Source organism: uncultured Pseudoalteromonas sp. (assembly GCF_963922945.1).
GTDB lineage: Bacteria > Pseudomonadota > Gammaproteobacteria > Enterobacterales > Alteromonadaceae > Pseudoalteromonas.
The window spans coordinates 1-17,107 of record NZ_CAWUKC010000021.1 but is presented as its reverse complement, the minus strand read 5'-3'; the positions used below and the strand labels follow the sequence as shown (position 1 = coordinate 17,107).

The following is a 17,107-nucleotide window of genomic DNA, read 5'->3' as shown; positions in this document are numbered from 1 at the left end:
TTAATCCATAAAGTAGGTTATTTGGTCATACACGTATTGGCTTTTTAAAATGCGCACATGACCAAGCTCTTGTGTAGCTATTAATGTGGCTGGTGTATCATCAGTTAATAACTTGATAGCCTCAAAGCTTGCCACTGAGTCATTTTCATCATGAATAAACAGCATGTTTTCGTTAATTTTATTTTTAGAGCGATCTGGATGAAGGTCTTGCCAGCGAATGCCATAATTATCTGACACTTTATTAAGCATGTTCTCTAACATCAGCTCAGCAATCCCTACTTGCTTAACCTTTGCAAACATGGCTTCAAATATTTGTGCAGGGGCTGAGATCATCACTATTTTTTTATTCTTTAAATAATGTGGTGCTAAGTTTAGCAAAGCAACACCGCCCATAGAGTGTGTGACTACTCTATTAATTGCAATATTTTGCGCATTAAAATATTCAAAAGCGGCTGTTAATCCCTGCATATACCCGTATAAATGCGATATGTTTCCGTGTGAATAACCATGCCCTATGTGGTCTATTGAGTAAACATTAAAGCCTTTTGCGAGTAATTCATCGATCAGAGTAGTAAATCGATTGGTGCTATCGGCCCAGCCATGAGATAAAAATACCGTTTTAGTGTTTTCAGCTTGGCTAAAATAGTACAGGTTTACAGCGCCAAGCTCAGTAGTCAGTTTAATATTGATTGGTTGGATGCTGGTTCTAAATTCGTATTGACGTCGACTATGGGGGTTACAAAATACCTTCATTGCAAGGCGGGCACTGAGGTTAGGGAATGTTTTGGTGAGGCCGAAGGTAGCCGCCTTTGTTATTTTCGAAAATTTAGGTGGCTTGTTTTGATTAAAATAAATTTGTTTCATGATTATACCAAATAAGTACAGTTGTTCTATTTTATCTTAAAAAAGTACAGCTGTACTTATTTATTTAGCTCTATTACCTCATTGCTATATTGAGGCTGCCTTTATACTTCAACACTAAAAATCACTCGTTACGAGTAAAAATACTTGTTGGACTTAAATGTCTATTTTCCATTTAATGCGCGCAACTCGCCAAACCGGCATCATTAAATAAAAGAGAAAGATAAATGAAAGAAACAACATCACTAGAACATGCTCGCACGAGCTACAACGTTCGTCATTGGAGCCAAGGATTTTTTGGTATTAATGATCAAGGTGATGTGTATGTTGCGCCAAAGGCTCACGCCCCAGAGCAAACTATTGCACTGACAGATATCGCAAAGCAACTAGAAGAAAACGGTTTGAGCTTACCGGCTTTAGTGCGCTTTCCACAAATTTTGCATCATCGTGTACACAGTTTATGCGGTGCGTTTAATACCGCGATTGAAAACTACGGTTACCCAAAAGACTATTTATTAGTTTACCCAATTAAAGTAAATCAACAACGTGAAGTGGTCGAAGAAATAGTTGCAAGCCAAGCCGAATTAGACAAAAAACAATTAGGGCTTGAGGCTGGTAGTAAAGCAGAGCTATTAACCGTTTTGGCAATGGCAGAAAAAACCAGTGCGGTGATTGTTTGTAATGGTTACAAAGACAAAGAATACGTACGCCTAGCCCTACTTGGCGAAAAACTAGGCCATACAGTGTACATCGTGCTTGAAAAGCTTTCTGAGCTCGACATGGTACTTAGCCAAGCTAAAGCGCTAAATGTTAAGCCGCGTATTGGTATTCGCGTACGTTTAGCATCGCAAGGTAAAGGGAAGTGGCAAGCAAGCGGCGGCGAAAAATCAAAATTTGGTTTATCAGCCTCACAAGTACTGCATGTAGTGAACCGTTTAAAGGAGTCAGGCCAACTTGACTTAATGCAACTAGTGCATTTTCACTTAGGCTCGCAAATGGCCAACATTCGCGATGTGCGCTTAGGTGTAAGCGAAGCCGCGCGATTTTACTGTGAGCTACGCAAATTAGGTGCACACATTGAGTGCCTTGATGTTGGGGGCGGTTTAGCGGTGGATTATGACGGTACGCGCAGCCAGTCTCATAACTCAATGAACTATAGCTTAGCTGAGTATGCAAATAATATTGTATACACCATAGGCGACACCTGTAAGCAGTACGCGCAGCCCATGCCGACGATTATTTCTGAGTCAGGGCGCGCACTAACGGCGCACCATGCTGTACTTATCTCAAATGTGATAGGAACAGAAAGCTACGTACCAGAGGAGCTAAAAGCGCCTGCAGACGATGCACCACTGTTATTAAATAACATGTGGTCGTCATTTGTACAGCTCACTGATTTAACGGATGACCGAGCACTGATTGAAATTTATCACGATAGCCAAGAAGATTTAGCACAGGCGCACAACCAGTTTGCGTTGGGGCTTTTAGATTTAACGCAGCGTGCGTGGGCAGAGCAAGTTAACTTGCGAATTTGTTATGAGCTTAACAAGTTAATGGATAATAAAAACCGTTTTCATCGCCCGATTATTGATGAGTTAAATGCGCGTTTAGCCGATAAGTTTTTCTTAAACTTTTCGCTTTTTCAATCATTGCCTGATGCGTGGGGGATTGATCAAGTGTTTCCGGTATTGCCATTAAGTGGCTTAACCGAAGCACCAAAAAAACGTGCTGTATTACTTGATATAACCTGTGATTCGGACGGTGCGCTTGAGCACTATGTTGATGGCCAAGGCATTGAAAGTACACTACCCGTGCCTGAGTACAGCGCGGATAAACCTTATTTAATGGGCTTTTTCTTAGTGGGTGCATACCAGGAAATACTCGGTGATATGCACAACTTATTTGGTGATACGCACAGTGCCATTATCACTATGGATGAGCAAGGTGTTGCCAGTATAAGTGAAATAAATCAAGGTGATACCGTCGCCGATATGATGCGTTATGTACATTTAGATGTTGAGGGCTTTCAGCAGTCGTACGCGCAGTTAGTGTCAGCAAAAATAGATAAAAATGAACAGCAAAGCGTTTTAGACGAGTTGCAAAGCGGCCTTAGTGGCTATACGTATTTAGAAGAGTTATAAGCAATGTCTAGCTTGTTTGGTCATGTTGACCACTCACTGTATTCAAACGGGATGACGTTTTTACGTCGTCCTATGGTGCAAAATATTAACGCAATAGATGCAGATGTCGTTGTACTGGGGTTACCTTTTGATTTAGCCACATCGGGCCGCCCTGGTGCACGCTTAGGGCCGGATGCCATTCGCAGAGCGTCGGTACATTTAGCCTGGGAAGACACTAAATACCCGTGGACGTTCCCTTTGTTTGAGCGTTTAAGTGTTGCCGATGCGGGGGACTTTACCTATCCGGTAGGTGACCCAGAGTATTTTACTGCACAGCTAGAAATGGCTGCAGAGCAAATACTTCGCCAAGGGGCAACCCTTCTAGGCCTTGGGGGCGATCACTTTGTAACGCTTCCGCTATTGCGCGCGCATGCAAAGATACATGGCAAAATGGCACTGGTTCATTTTGATGCGCACACTGATACATACAGCAATGGCTCACGTTATGATCACGGCACTATGTTTTATCATGCCCCTATGGAAGGGCTAATTGATGTAGAGCACAGTGTACAAATTGGTATTCGCACCGACTTTGACCAATCAAAGCATGAGTTTGCAGTGATTGATGCAATGCAAGCTAACGATTTGCACGCCAATGAAATAGCAGCGCAAATACGTGAGCGAGTAGGCGACTTACCCGTGTACTTAACATTTGATATAGATTGTTTAGACCCTGCATTTGCACCAGGTACAGGCACACCGGTATGCGGTGGATTAACATCTGATAAAGTGCTTAAAATACTGCGCGCGCTCAATGGCATAAATATGGTAGGCATGGATGTGGTAGAGGTTTCACCGTCGTACGACCAAAGTGAGCTTACCGCTATTGCCGCAGCCACCATTGCCAGCGAACTATTGCATCTATGGACGTATAAAAATAAGTATTAACGCTATAAGTGAAGTACTATAGAAAAGGTATGTGCAGGCATACCTTTACATTTTAGGGGGGCCAAGTATTTAGCCTGTCACTTTCTGGCATTATCAATCCGCTCTTGTGCACTTGGGTGGCTAGATAAATATTCAAGCAAATTATTTACCTTTTCAAGGTGTTCGTTTTCGCTGGTGTGCGCACCTTGTAATGCTTGTATGGCATCGGCAAAGTCGTTGCTTGAGTATCCTAAGTTTTCAAGTTGAATGAGCGCGTAGCTATCGGCCTCGCGCTCCATATCACGCGAAAATCCTTGCTGTGCAAACGTAGCCCCAGTACCAAGCGCCACTTCTGCGATGCCTTCTAAATCGCCAAACATAACCGCAAGTACAATAGTACTGGCTGCCGATTGCGCGGTCATGCGTACACTATGCTGGTGGACAACATGGCCAATTTCGTGCAGTAGCACGGCTTTTAACGCGTTAGGTTTATCAGCTAATAGATTTGCTAGCTCGTCAGTGACCACTATACGCCCATGGGGCATAGCAAAGGCGTTAGCACCAAAACTTTCTGATTTATAAAACGATAGCCTATAAACCGATGGCTCAAGCGAGAGTTCACTCAGAATGCTTTTAAACTGCTGTTGTACTTTAATTTGCTGATCAATGGGCAGCTCACTTTCATCGAGGGCTAGCTTTTCAATTAAAGTAAAACTTTGCTCCCCCATTTGCTCTACTACACTGCGCGGTAGGGTATCAACACTGTAAACAGCAATAGCAGGCACAACTTTATAAAGCATTAACCACATAAAAAGCGGTGTAAAAATAACGGCGGCAATGATAGCCCATTTATTTTTTTCAAGGCGCTCAAGTCTGTTGTGTTTGTCTGCCTTAAAGGGCCAGCGATAATGTACATCAGTTGGTATAAAGCGGCTACCATCACTAAAGCTTAGTTCATCAGCAAGCCCAGCAAGACCTGGGCTGAGAGTTATGTCACTTATTGTATAGCTTGAAATTAGTGCATCATCTTGGCTAATCTCAACTAAGGTGTCGCTAATATTAGCGACACTTAATTGATAATTGCTCGATGCTTTTGGGAAGTAATGTCCCTGTACGCGCATAGTAAGCTCTTAGGTTAGCGATAGGTCAATATCAAATACATTCGCTGCCTCTTCGGCAAACGATGATTGTTCTTGTTGCGCGGTATCAACCAAGTTTAGCGCACTTGGGTAAATATTAACGGTTGTTACCTCGGCTAGCATTTTAGATGTACGCACTTTGGTCCACGGGTAGGCAAGCCCTAAAGAGAACACAATTGCCAGCATATTGGTTAACAGCAATATGGCAAAAGGAATAGGCTTAAGCTCTGATTTAAATGACGCAACGTCTTCAAATTGGCTGTTATCAAAAATATGGTTACGAATAGCCGCAGCCCAAACAGCAGTTACTATCGCAATCATAAATACGTAAGCAATCATTAATCCACCAAACATAATGCCCATTTTGGCTGGGTTTTGTACAGCTTGTTGGTTTTCAGCATTCATTAAATCAAGCCCAAATAAGCCTAATACAGCCATAAATATCACCATAGTGATAGAGCTCACTACAAAGCAAATAAGCGCGGTTAAGTAATAGGTTTCACCTTTTAGATTTACTGTTAATGGCGTGTCACCGTAACTAATATTGCTATGAATGTAGCTGTCGATGCGCTTTAAAACATAAGGCACTAACAAATAAAGGGTAAAAATACTGGCAATAGGCAAAAGTATAAAATTAACAAAAGCTTCGCCGTAATCGCCTTTGAATGCAAAGCGCACGTTACGATGACGGGTCATACGCATATTAAAGCGCAGACCTTGGTTAATAATCCACGGCATTAAAAATATAAACGCAATCGCAAAAAGTAAGCCTATAAAAGGGAAAAAGCTGCTTCCAAAGGTGTAAATTAAAAATACAATAACCGCTAAAATACGGCCTTTTAAAATTTGCATAGGTGTTGCTAGGTAGTCAAAGCTGTGACCATCAACACGTGTGTGGCCATAAAAGTATCGCATTGTGCGCACTTTTGCCCAAGCCGAGTAAATACCTAAAGTAAGTACGCTCAGTAAAATATTAACGATCCAAATACCAAAAAATTCACCGCCTTTACCGCTAAACTGTACTTTACCACTAAAAATTGGGGCTGCAGGTTCACTTACCGATGAATTGGTTTCAGGGGGGGTAGGGTGTGCTGATTCCATTAAAATTATATCCATGTTGTTTTTTTGTTAATTTACCTAAGTTTGGTGCAAAGCTCAATCTTTAAAAGTCTTACAGCCTACAATGGCGCTGCTTTTAATATATGTGGTACTGCACTTTAAACCATCTCTGGTATACTAGGGCAATAATTTTATGGGGCTGTTATGATTTCAAAAAACCAACTCAAACTTATTCGCCAACTTGGCCAAAAAAAGTACCGAAAGCAATATAATCAATACCTTGTACAAGGTGAAAAAAACGTACTTGAGTTGTTAAACAGCCCATTAAAAGCGGTTGATATATTTGCAACGCAGGCCTTTATCAATGCTCATCAAGGCCAATATCCCCACACACAATTAATTGAAGCACAAGAAGAGCAGCTCACCAAAGCAAGTACGTTGGTAAGTAATAATGCCGCAATTGCCATTGTTAATATGCCAAATGCAGAGCCTCCAAAAAGCAATGGGTTAGTACTTGCTCTTGATGGTGTCTCAGACCCGGGTAATTTAGGCACAATTATTAGAGTTGCTGACTGGTATGGCATTAAACATATTGTAACAAGTACCGACAGCGCCGATGCTTACAACCCTAAAACAATTAGCGCCACTATGGGCTCGTTTGTAAGGGTATCGGTAAGCCAAGTAGAGCTACCTGAATATTTACAAACATTAAATATGCCAATATATGGGGCATTTTTAGATGGACAAAGTGTGCATAAAACACAATTTAACGGTGAAGGTGTGCTGCTTATGGGCAGTGAATCACATGGCATACGCGAGCAGTGTGCAAAACTAGTGAGCGATAAAATAACCATACCGGCATTTGGTAGGGCAGAGTCACTAAATGTGGCTATGGCCACCGGTATTATTTTGGATAACTTTAAACGCCAAGCTTAACTTTTTAACTGTTTATGAGTTAAATTGTTTGTAATTAAAAACAATAATAATCGGTAATAACAATAAGATGCGCTTAAGCACTATTAAATTAGCGGGCTTTAAATCGTTTGTAGAGCCCACTAAAATTCCATTTCCTGATCAAATGACGTGTGTTGTTGGCCCTAATGGCTGCGGCAAATCAAACGTGATTGATGCAGTGCGATGGGTACTTGGTGAAAGCTCAGCTAAAAATTTACGTGGCGATGCCATGACCGATGTTATCTTTAACGGCTCAACTAACCGTAAAGCTATCTCGCAAGCCTCGGTAGAGCTTATTTTTGATAACACCCAAGGCGATTTACCCAATACATTTGCCCACAGAAACCAAATAGCAATTAAACGCTTAGTAACACGCGATGGACAATCACTGTATTTTTTAAACGGTAGCAAATGCCGTAAGCGTGACATTACCGATATATTTTTAGGCACAGGGCTTGGCCCACGCAGTTACGCTATTATTGAGCAAGGGATGATCTCGCGTTTAATTGAGAGCAAACCCCAAGAGCTACGCGTATTTTTAGAAGAAGCTGCTGGTGTGTCTAAGTACAAAGAACGCCGCCGCGAAACCCAAACACGTATAAAAAGCTCCCGCGAAAACCTAGAGCGCTTGCTCGATGTGCGTAAAGAGTTGCAAGCGCAGCTTGATAAGTTGGCTGTGCAGTCGGTTGATGCTAAAAAATATCGAGAGCTAAAAGCACAAGAGCGCACCTTAAAAGGTCAAGTTGCAGTACTAAAGTGGCAAAAGTTGCATCAGCAACAGCTCGAAAAAAGTAAGCAAATAAAAGAGCTGAATGAAAAAATTGCCTTTTTTAAAACTGCCCACTTAGGGCACGATGATGTACTTGCAAGCTTAGAGTCGCAAGTAACAACAGAGCAAGATGCGCTTAACGATGCGCAGCATCAGCAACACATTATACATACTGAATTGACGCGTGCTGAGCAACAACACATTAATATTAAACAGCAAATACAATCGCTTAAACAAAATGTGGTTAAGCTAGAACAGCGAAAACGACAAAATGAAGAGCTAAAAACGCAACAGCAAAATGTGTGTGAACAGTTGGCTGTGAGCCACCAAGAAATAAGCGAGTACAGTGTAGAGTGCAACGAGCAAGTTGAGGAGCTTACCCTTACACTTGCAGATTTAATGGATGAAAAAAATAAACACACAGCTGCATGGCAAACTCTTAATCAGCAACAGCATGAGCTTAATAATCAAGTGCAACTGCAAAAAAGTAATACGCAGCAAACAGAGCAATCATTAGCCCATATTAATACGCAACTTAGCCAATTAAACAGCCAAATTGATGATATTAAAAATAGCGATTTAGAGCAGCAACTGGCTGAACAACAAAAATACAAACAAACCCTTACTCAAGAGCTTGCCAGTAAGCAAACGGCACAAACACACTGCAACGCGGCGCTTAAAGAGCAAACCGATTTAGTGAATAACGCTGAGCAACAACGCCAGCAGAGTATGCAGCATATTAATGAACTAAACGCGCGCATTGCCGGACTTAAAAGTAGCTTAGGGATTGAAGATGACGAAAAGCAGCACACTTTATTTAATCAATTACAGGTAAAGCCAGGGTTTGAGCATATAGTTGAACAGGCTCTGCAAACGCTTGAACACCTAAACGTAGCTGATGTGCAAAGTAACAATAGTGTGTGGCCGCATAAACGTGAAATACCCGAAAATAGTGTAGCGGCATTGATAGCTGAGGGTGTTTATCCGGATATACTTACGCGTATAGCGTTTAGCGAAAACGCAGATCTTAGTGTGTTAAATGATACGTTTTATATTGCTGTTATAGATAAAGCCGGCGCTTTACATGCCCGCAATTGGCACCGCAGCGCAGATAAAAACGCCGAAAACTCGCAACTTTTAAAGCACACGCAGTTAAAGCAAAAAACGGCGAGCTTAGTAGATGCCGAAAATAGACTTGCTAGTGATCTCGAACACCTCAATACGCTAAAAGCACAGCAAAAAGAACTTTCTGATGAATTAGCGCTACATAAAAATGCTATTCATCAATTAGCGCAAAACATTGCCGTGGCTACCACCCGTAGCGATATGCTTAAAGAACAAGTAGCACAATTTTTACAGCAACTAGAAAAATACCAGCAGCAAAAACATTTATTAGCCACTGAGCAATCACGCTTATTGAGTATGCGCGATGAGCACGTACTTGCACTCGACGCCTTACATCAAAAGCAAAGTAAATTGGCTAAAGAGTTGGAAAGCGCTGAAGCTGATAACACACGAAGCAATGCTGCATACAACGAAGCGGCAACTACACTTGAGCAGTATAAAACACTCGCGCATCAGGCTACTTTAAAAGAGCAAAAGGCGTACAGCGATTGGCAGCTTAGTCAAACAAAACTGAATCATGCTGAGCAAGAGCTGAACAGCACACACGAAGAAGCGCAAGAGCTGCAAGTACAAATAGAGGCATTGTTAGTACCTGAACAAGAACTCAATGAGCAAATTGCAAAGCTTTTACTACAACATCAACAAGGCGAAGCGAGCACCGTCGCGATACAAAAAAAGCTTAGCCAAGCAAAGCAAGAGTTTGTAACAAAGCAAAGTAGCCTTAAGCATTCGCAAGGTGAGCTGGTAGGTTTACAAGAACAGCATCAAAAATTAAGTATTGAAGAGCAAAGCCTAATAATAAAAGCACAAGCAGCGCTTGAGCCGCTAGAAGAATTAAAACAAAGCTTAAAAAGTGTTTTAGAAACACTGCCTGACTCACTGAGTTTAAGTGCAGCGCAAAATCAGATCAGCGGGCTTATGCATCAATTAGATAAGCTAGGTCCGGTTAATTTAGCTGCCATAGATGAGTTTGAACAAGCCAAAGCGCGTAACGACTATCTTAATAATCAATTAGAGGATTTAACAAAAGCGCTAAACACGCTAGAAGGGGCGATACGTAAAATTGACAGTGAAACTAAAACACGCTTTAAAGCCACCTTTGATCAAGTTAATAACGATTTTGCCGAGTTATTTCCCAAAGTATTTGGTGGTGGCAGCGCGTATTTAGAATTAACCAGTGACGATTTACTCGAAAGTGGTGTTAGTATAATGGCACAGCCACCAGGCAAGAAAAATTCGACAATTCACTTGTTAAGTGGTGGAGAAAAAGCGCTGAGCGCATTATCATTGGTGTTTTCTATATTCAGGCTCAATCCAGCTCCGTTCTGTATGCTGGACGAAGTAGATGCGCCGCTTGATGATGCTAACGTGGTCCGTTTTTGCCGTTTAGTTGAAGAAATGTCACAATCGGTGCAGTTTATTTATATCAGCCATAATAAAATTGCAATGGAAATGGCAGGACGCTTAACGGGTGTCACTATGGCAGAGCCAGGCGTATCACGCATGGTAGCAGTTGATATAGAACAAGCAGTGCAACTTGCACATACATAACAGTTTATTTTAAGCGTATTAGTGAAAATTAATACTCAGGTTTAGACATAACAAATAATAAAAGGTGAGGGGATGGCCGAAGAACTAAGATTGGTTTTAATTGTGATCAGTGTACTTGTCATAGGTGGCTTATTGGTGCATGGATTATGGTCAGTTAGAAAAAAAGACAATCCAGAGGCTGCACCTGCTGAGCGGGTTGAGCCAATGCAAGATACACCTTCGCATACACCAATTGAACCTAAAGAGCCGGTTATTGCACAGCGAGACGAGCCACAATTTGGTGAGCTCAACTTTGATTCAAACGAGCCGCAAATAGACACTAGCACGGCGCAAACACCTATTGAAGACGACCTCCAGGTAGTGCAAGAGGATGAAGTACAGCCAGAGAGCGAAGAAGATGCACCGGCAGAGGTATCTGATTTTGTTATTGTACATATTCAAATGCCCGAAGGGTTAACTATGCAAGGCAGTAAGTTATTACCTGCGGTAAATACTTTAGGGTTTAAATATTCAGAAGAAGGCTTTTTCAATCGCCATATTGACCCAGCAGGCCAAGGCCCTGTGTTATTTAGATTGGTTAATATGTATAACCCTGGCACATTTGATATTGATAATATGGAGCAATTTAGCACTGCAGGGGTAAGCTTATTCATGACTTTACCTTGTGAAGGCGACGGGCTTGCCGCTTTTAATATGTTACACAGCGCGGCGAAAAAAATAGCTGATGAATTTGGTGCACAACTTTTAGATGCCGAGCGTGAAGAGATGACGGTTGAGCGCGTTCGTCAATATGTTGAGCAGGTCCGTGCATTTTCTGCGTAATTGATACGCAACATTTTTTTATTAAGCCACTTAACTAAAAGTGGCTTTTTTTATGTTTTTTGAGGTTTAAATGTCTAGCAGCATTAGTGAACAAATTAATCATCTTCGTAGTACGTTAGAGCAACATAACTACAATTATTATGTACTTGATACCCCCAGTATTCCTGATGCAGAGTACGACAGGCTATTGCGTGAGCTAAGCGGCCTTGAAACTGAAAATCCAGAGTTTTTAACACCTGATTCACCCACTCAAAAAGTAGGCGGCGCTGCACTGAGTAAATTTGAACAAGTAGCTCACCAAGTGCCTATGTTATCGCTCGATAATGCTTTTAGCGAAGAAGAATTTAGCGCGTTTAACCGTCGTATTAAAGAGCGTCTAATGAGCCAAGATGAGCTTACCTTTTGCTGTGAGCCTAAATTAGATGGCTTGGCGGTATCGATTATTTACCGCGATGGCGTTCTTGTGCAAGCAGCGACACGCGGTGATGGCTTTACCGGCGAAAATATTACGCAAAATGTAAAAACAATCCGTAATGTGCCTCTTAAATTGCGTGGCGATTACCCCGCAGAGCTTGAAGTACGCGGGGAAGTATTTATGGATAGCGCTGGGTTCGAAAAATTAAACGCCGACGCCGAAAAACGTGGCGAAAAAGTATTTGTTAACCCACGCAATGCTGCAGCAGGAAGCCTGCGTCAGCTTGATTCAAAAATTACCGCAAAGCGCCCGCTTATGTTTTATGCATACAGCACAGGGCTGGTGGCCGAAGGCACAACCCCTGAGGATCATTACCAACAACTGGCAAAGTTAACCGACTGGGGGCTACCGCTGTGTCCAGAAACAAAATTAGTAAAGGGCACACAGGCGGCTTTAGACTATTACAGCGATATTTTAACGCGCAGAAGCGAGCTAAAATATGAAATTGACGGTGTAGTAATAAAAGTAAATCAAAAGGCGTTACAAGAGCGCCTGGGGTTTGTTGCACGTGCGCCGCGTTGGGCGATTGCATATAAATTTCCCGCGCAAGAAGAAATCACCCAATTACTTGATGTTGAATTTCAGGTTGGCCGCACTGGGGCAATAACGCCGGTAGCGCGTTTAGAGCCTGTGTTTGTGGGCGGTGTGACGGTATCAAACGCGACGCTTCACAATGGCGACGAAATTGCGCGTTTAGGCGTAAAGGTAGGCGATACGGTAATCATACGCCGCGCTGGCGATGTTATTCCACAAATTACACAAGTAGTACTTGAGCGCCGCCCAGATGATGCACGCGACATTGTATTTCCTGACAGTTGCCCCATTTGTGACTCACACGTTGAAAAAGTAGAAGGCGAGGCCGTGGCTCGTTGTACCGGTGGCTTAGTGTGCCAAGCTCAGCGTAAACAAGCGATAAAACATTTTGCATCACGAAAAGCGCTAGATATAGATGGCTTAGGCGACAAAATAGTTGATCAGCTGGTTGATAGAGAGCTGGTAAAAACCCCCGCAGATTTATTTATATTAAAACAAGGCCACTTTGAGTCACTTGAGCGAATGGGCCCTAAGTCAGCTAAAAATTTAGTAGAGGCACTTGAAGTTGCAAAAACAACTACGCTTGCTAAATTTTTATATTCGCTGGGTATTCGTGAGGTTGGCGAGGCCACAGCGCAAAACTTAGCAAATCATTTTTTAACACTTGAAAAGGTAACCCAAGCCAGTATTGAAAGCCTTACACAAGTGAGCGATGTAGGCGTTATTGTAGCAACGCATGTTCGTGGCTTTTTTGATGAGCAACATAATGTAGATGTGGTTAATGCGTTAATTGAACAAGGCATTAATTGGCCAGCGCTAACGCCGCCTTCAGAGGATGAGCAACCCTTAGTAGGGCTCACCTATGTATTAACAGGTACGCTTAATACGCTAAATCGCAACGACGCTAAAGCACGCCTTCAGCAGCTAGGTGCAAAAGTAGCTGGTAGTGTATCGGCTAAAACAGATGCATTGGTGGCAGGCGAAAAAGCCGGCTCTAAACTCACCAAAGCACAAGATTTAGGCATAGATATACTCACCGAAGAAGACTTAATTGCACTATTTGATAAGTATAATGCCTAAGGTAGTAAAATGAGCCGATATGGACCCGAGTACTGGGATAAATACGGAAGTTACCGTACGCCCATTGCCTTTCACCTAAGTTTATTGGTGTTGCTCCGTGCGTATTTTATTTGGGTTATAGCGGCGTTAAGCCGCCGGCCTGAACTTGATTTAATGTCGTTGTTTTTTAAATCTAAAAACGATTTTTTTATTGCAATTGCCATTGGTGCAATTGCAATAGTGCCTACTTTTTTGTTTTGCTTAAGACGCCCCCGTGACTCTCATCAAAAAAGTGCACGTTTAGCTGCGCTTTGGCGTTATATGCGCTGGCCATTAATTGTGTGCGCAATAATTGATTTAAGCTGGTTAACAATACAAGCTGCACATAGTCATTATCGTTTCTCTTTGTTTTTAGCCGTGCAAATGGTGATCGTATTTTGGGTTATGTTGTATTTGGCTAAAAGCCGCTATTTAAGTGTGTTTTTTAATGATTGGCCAGAGCCGACTGAAAAAGCAGACCAAAACGCACATAAAAAAAGGAAGCCAAATGGATAACATTAATAAAAAAATTGCTGTTGCCGTGCTTTGCGTAGGTATTGTTTTAGGTGCTATGGCAACATTTACATCACGCACTGATCATAATTGGTTTTCTGCCGTACTAGGTTTATGGTTGTTTGTGTTTTGCTCGTGTTGTTACCGGCTAACCCCCGTATTTAAAAAGCGTAACAAACTTGATAACTTTATTCAGCGCGACGAACAACACTTATTGTTATTTAGTCTAGCAGGCTTTTTTGATAAAAAAATTGGCCCGCAATGGCTTGTTATTGGCAATATTGAACACATTGAGAGTAAAGACGATGCCCTTGTTATACATAGTAATAACGAGCGTCGGCTTTGTGTTAGTTTGCCTGCGCAAAAAAGTGATATAGACGCCTACATCAAGCGCATACTTTCAGATCAAGAAAAGCAAACTATTCGCTTTAGTTAGGGGCTGTTGAACTTTGCGGATTAAAGTTTGTTCAAACTAGGGACTATTTAATCGCGGCGCGAAGTTTGTAACCTAGTGGGCTAAGTAAAAGCTGAGCAACAAAGAGTAAATAGCCCCTAGGAAGAACCCGTTGGGCAGCGCCTGTTTGGCATTAATGCTACGTTATCGCCCAATTATGGGGAATAACCACACTGCATAGGCTCTGCCTTGCCTAAATACCAAACAGAGTGCTGCAAATTTAACCTTAAAAGATCAACAGACCCTAATCACTTATTAATACCGAAGGAGGCTATTATGCTTACTTGGAATGACGTTGTTAATTTTGCAAATAATGGTAATCCTACACCACCTAAAAAAGTGGTAAAAACGCAGGCGCAATGGCAGTCAATGCTCAGTGATGAGCAATATTATGTAACGCGTGAGAAGGGCACAGAGCGCCCCCACAGCTCACAAACTTGCACTCTATTAGAGCCTGGCAAATATGCGTGCGTGTGTTGCGACAATTTACTTTTTGATGCCGATGAAAAGTTTGACAGTGGTACAGGCTGGCCGTCGTTTACGCAACCAGCAACGCTCGAGGCTATTGGCTATGTAAACGATTCAAGCCATGGTATGCAGCGTATTGAAGTGGTATGTAATGTGTGTGATGCTCACCTAGGGCATATATTTCCTGATGGACCTGCGCCGTCAGGGCTGCGTTACTGTGTTAATGCATTGGCAATGAAAAAACTATAGACCTTATTTGTCTAGAGTCTGAATATCAAGTTTCATCTCTTTTGCTATGTGCAAGATTTTGTCTAACCGCTGCGCCTGTTCTGGCTGCAATGTTGAATTATTCAAAAGGGCGTAACACTTTTTAGCAAGCGTTAAGTTAAATGTGCCGCCTTTTTGCTTGGTCGAATCGAATAAGCACTGCAATAAATTAAGCGCAATGCTAGGGTTGCGTGGCATTACCCTAAATGCCTGCGTAAACGCCTCTAAAGCCGTATTTAATTGTCCTTTATTAAATTGCGTAACAGCATGGTTATTGAGCTCTTTAGGGCCCATTTTAATATCGCGACGCTCACTTTGTTGCTGCTGAATATAACGCAGGTAAGTCGTGTCACTGATATTAGGGTGGCGCTCACAATGGTTAATTATCTGGCTAAATAACGCTTGTGCCTTTTGGTGGAAACCTAATTCATGAAACGCTTTTGCCTTATCAAGTGCGCCATCAACAGAGCGTATTAACGTATCGTCGTCATCGAGTTGCTCTATTAAGCGCTTTGCTTTTTGGTGCTCATCTTTTAAATAATGCAAACGTGCATTAAGTACATCAATTTGAGACTGGTTTGCGTTATTAGGAAACTGCTTTTTTAAATCATTGATGTATTTATTAGTTTGACGCGAAATACGCTGTATTTGATCTGTTTGATCCGTGGTTAGGGCAAAATCTATGCCTGCACGGGCGGCATTGAGATAGATGTCTGGGCTATCGTGAATAGAGTGGCGTGCGTAAGAGGCTATGTCTTTTTGGGTTAAATAACTTTTTTCGTAATCATGGTTTATTAATGACACGTTACTTAGCGATTTTTGCCTTTGAATATTGCGCGGCGCAATATCGGCTGCTTGGGTTAGAAAGTTTTGCGCCAATTCAAATTGGTTAAGTTTAATTTCTAATCGTCCAAGTAAATCTAGGGCAACTAAACGCGTTTCATGGCGTTCTAACATGGTTTTTAACATGCGCTGCGCAAGAATGTGCTCATTATTAGCAATCAAGGCTTCTACTAAACCAACTTTAGCCCAAGCAAATTTTTGTATATCAAGCACCGAGGTAAAAAAGGCTTTAGCCTCTTCACTGCGCTTTAGCCTAAGTAATGCATCACCCTTTAAACGCAGTAGGATAGGGCTGTATACATTGTTTTTTTTGCCCAGTGCAGCATCAATTACTTTTATGGCTTTTGAGTCATTACCATCATCTATGAGCGTGTAAATACTTTGCAGCTCATTTTTACGCTTTAATATTCTTTCAATTCGTGTTTTTAGCTCTTGTACAGTAAATGGCTTTACTAAAAAGTCGTCAGGTTGAAGCTCTAAAACACTATGTACTAGCTCACCGCTGGTTTCGGCTGAAATAAAAATAAACGCGGTGGAGTTTTTAATAAGCTGCTTAACACGGAGCTCTTCGTAGAGTTGGTAGCCATCTTGGTGTTTACTGAGATTAAACGAACATACTATTAAATCAAATTGCCCAGCCAAGCATTGTTCTTTAGCTGCAATGGCATCATCGGCAAAGTGCAACTGCCGAAAGCCAAGCCTTTCTAGCGATTGTTTCATGTAGCTTTGAGCAAGGGGCTGCTCTTCAACTATCAGAATTTTTGCTTTTGCGTAGATCTTTGTTGGCATTGGCTTACATGTTATTAGCTTTAACACAGACTATAATCAACAGTTTAATTGCTTACAAGGAAATTCAACTATTAGCCGAGGTTATTAAAAAATAAATTATTTTCATACGTTTTATGGCTTAGCCCTATATTGGCCTTAGGAATGATATTCTACTTTAATTCATCATAATTGAGCTGCACTAAATACAGTAAAGCTGAAGTTAGCTGTTTTGAAATAATTATGTGTTGTAGATGATAGTAAAAGAATGAAAATAGATATTTTGAAATAGTTATATGTGGTGGGTGATACTGGACTTGAACCAGTGACCCTCGCCTTGTAAGGGCGATGCTCTCCCAACTG

Annotated in this window: 13 protein-coding genes; 9 read left to right on the top strand and 4 right to left on the bottom strand. The window is 41.7% G+C overall.

Annotated features, from left to right (window positions below; genetic code table 11):
- Positions 1–864 (bottom strand): alpha/beta fold hydrolase, encoded by an 864-nt coding sequence (locus AABI99_RS06765; RefSeq protein WP_338364744.1) that lies wholly within the window; start codon positions 862–864, stop codon positions 1–3.
- 224 nt (positions 865–1,088) lie between these two features.
- Between AABI99_RS06765 and speA the strand changes: the two genes are divergently transcribed.
- Both speA and speB read left to right on the top strand, forming a co-directional pair.
- Positions 1,089–3,002, top strand: coding sequence for a biosynthetic arginine decarboxylase (gene speA, locus AABI99_RS06760; protein ID WP_338364742.1), 1,914 nt, complete (start codon positions 1,089–1,091; stop codon positions 3,000–3,002).
- 3 nt (positions 3,003–3,005) lie between these two features.
- Positions 3,006–3,929 carry an agmatinase gene (gene speB, locus AABI99_RS06755; RefSeq protein ID WP_338364740.1) on the top strand — a complete coding sequence of 308 codons (924 nt, stop codon included), beginning with the start codon at positions 3,006–3,008 and terminating at the stop codon, positions 3,927–3,929.
- A gap of 77 nt (positions 3,930–4,006) precedes the next feature.
- Here the strand turns inward: speB and AABI99_RS06750 are convergent, their stop codons facing one another.
- Positions 4,007–5,029: a M48 family metallopeptidase gene (locus tag AABI99_RS06750; RefSeq protein ID WP_338364737.1), complete on the bottom strand. Its 1,023-nt coding sequence runs from the start codon at positions 5,027–5,029 to the stop codon at positions 4,007–4,009.
- Positions 5,030–5,038: 9 nt separating this feature from the next.
- Positions 5,039–6,148, bottom strand: coding sequence for a YjgN family protein (locus tag AABI99_RS06745; RefSeq protein WP_338364735.1), 1,110 nt, complete (start codon positions 6,146–6,148; stop codon positions 5,039–5,041).
- A 162-nt stretch (positions 6,149–6,310) separates the two neighbouring features.
- On the opposite strand from AABI99_RS06745, the gene AABI99_RS06740 reads away from it, so the two are divergent.
- The 7 genes from AABI99_RS06740 (at position 6,311) to msrB (ending at position 15,118) form a co-directional block, all read left to right on the top strand.
- Entirely contained in the window at positions 6,311–7,042 is a 732-nt protein-coding gene (locus AABI99_RS06740; protein ID WP_338364733.1) for an RNA methyltransferase, read from the top strand.
- A gap of 67 nt (positions 7,043–7,109) precedes the next feature.
- Positions 7,110–10,505, top strand: a complete 3,396-nt coding sequence (locus tag AABI99_RS06735) for an AAA family ATPase (protein WP_338364731.1) — start codon at positions 7,110–7,112, stop codon at positions 10,503–10,505.
- Between the two features lie 72 nt (positions 10,506–10,577).
- Entirely contained in the window at positions 10,578–11,327 is a 750-nt protein-coding gene (zipA, locus tag AABI99_RS06730; protein WP_338364729.1) for a cell division protein ZipA, read from the top strand.
- Between the two features lie 70 nt (positions 11,328–11,397).
- Positions 11,398–13,416 carry an NAD-dependent DNA ligase LigA gene (ligA, locus tag AABI99_RS06725; RefSeq protein ID WP_338364727.1) on the top strand — a complete coding sequence of 673 codons (2,019 nt, stop codon included), beginning with the start codon at positions 11,398–11,400 and terminating at the stop codon, positions 13,414–13,416.
- Positions 13,417–13,425: 9 nt separating this feature from the next.
- Entirely contained in the window at positions 13,426–13,950 is a 525-nt protein-coding gene (locus tag AABI99_RS06720) for a DUF2919 domain-containing protein (RefSeq protein ID WP_338364725.1), read from the top strand.
- A complete protein-coding gene (locus AABI99_RS06715) occupies positions 13,943–14,383 on the top strand; it encodes a hypothetical protein (RefSeq protein WP_338364723.1) in 441 nt (146 codons plus the stop codon). The genes AABI99_RS06720 and AABI99_RS06715 overlap by 8 nt, the downstream gene beginning before the upstream one ends.
- 294 nt (positions 14,384–14,677) lie before the next feature.
- Entirely contained in the window at positions 14,678–15,118 is a 441-nt protein-coding gene (msrB, locus tag AABI99_RS06710; protein WP_338364721.1) for a peptide-methionine (R)-S-oxide reductase MsrB, read from the top strand.
- A gap of 3 nt (positions 15,119–15,121) precedes the next feature.
- Here the strand turns inward: msrB and AABI99_RS06705 are convergent, their stop codons facing one another.
- Positions 15,122–16,768, bottom strand: a complete 1,647-nt coding sequence (locus AABI99_RS06705) for a response regulator (RefSeq protein WP_338364720.1) — start codon at positions 16,766–16,768, stop codon at positions 15,122–15,124.
- Positions 16,769–17,107: the final 339 nt, after the last annotated feature.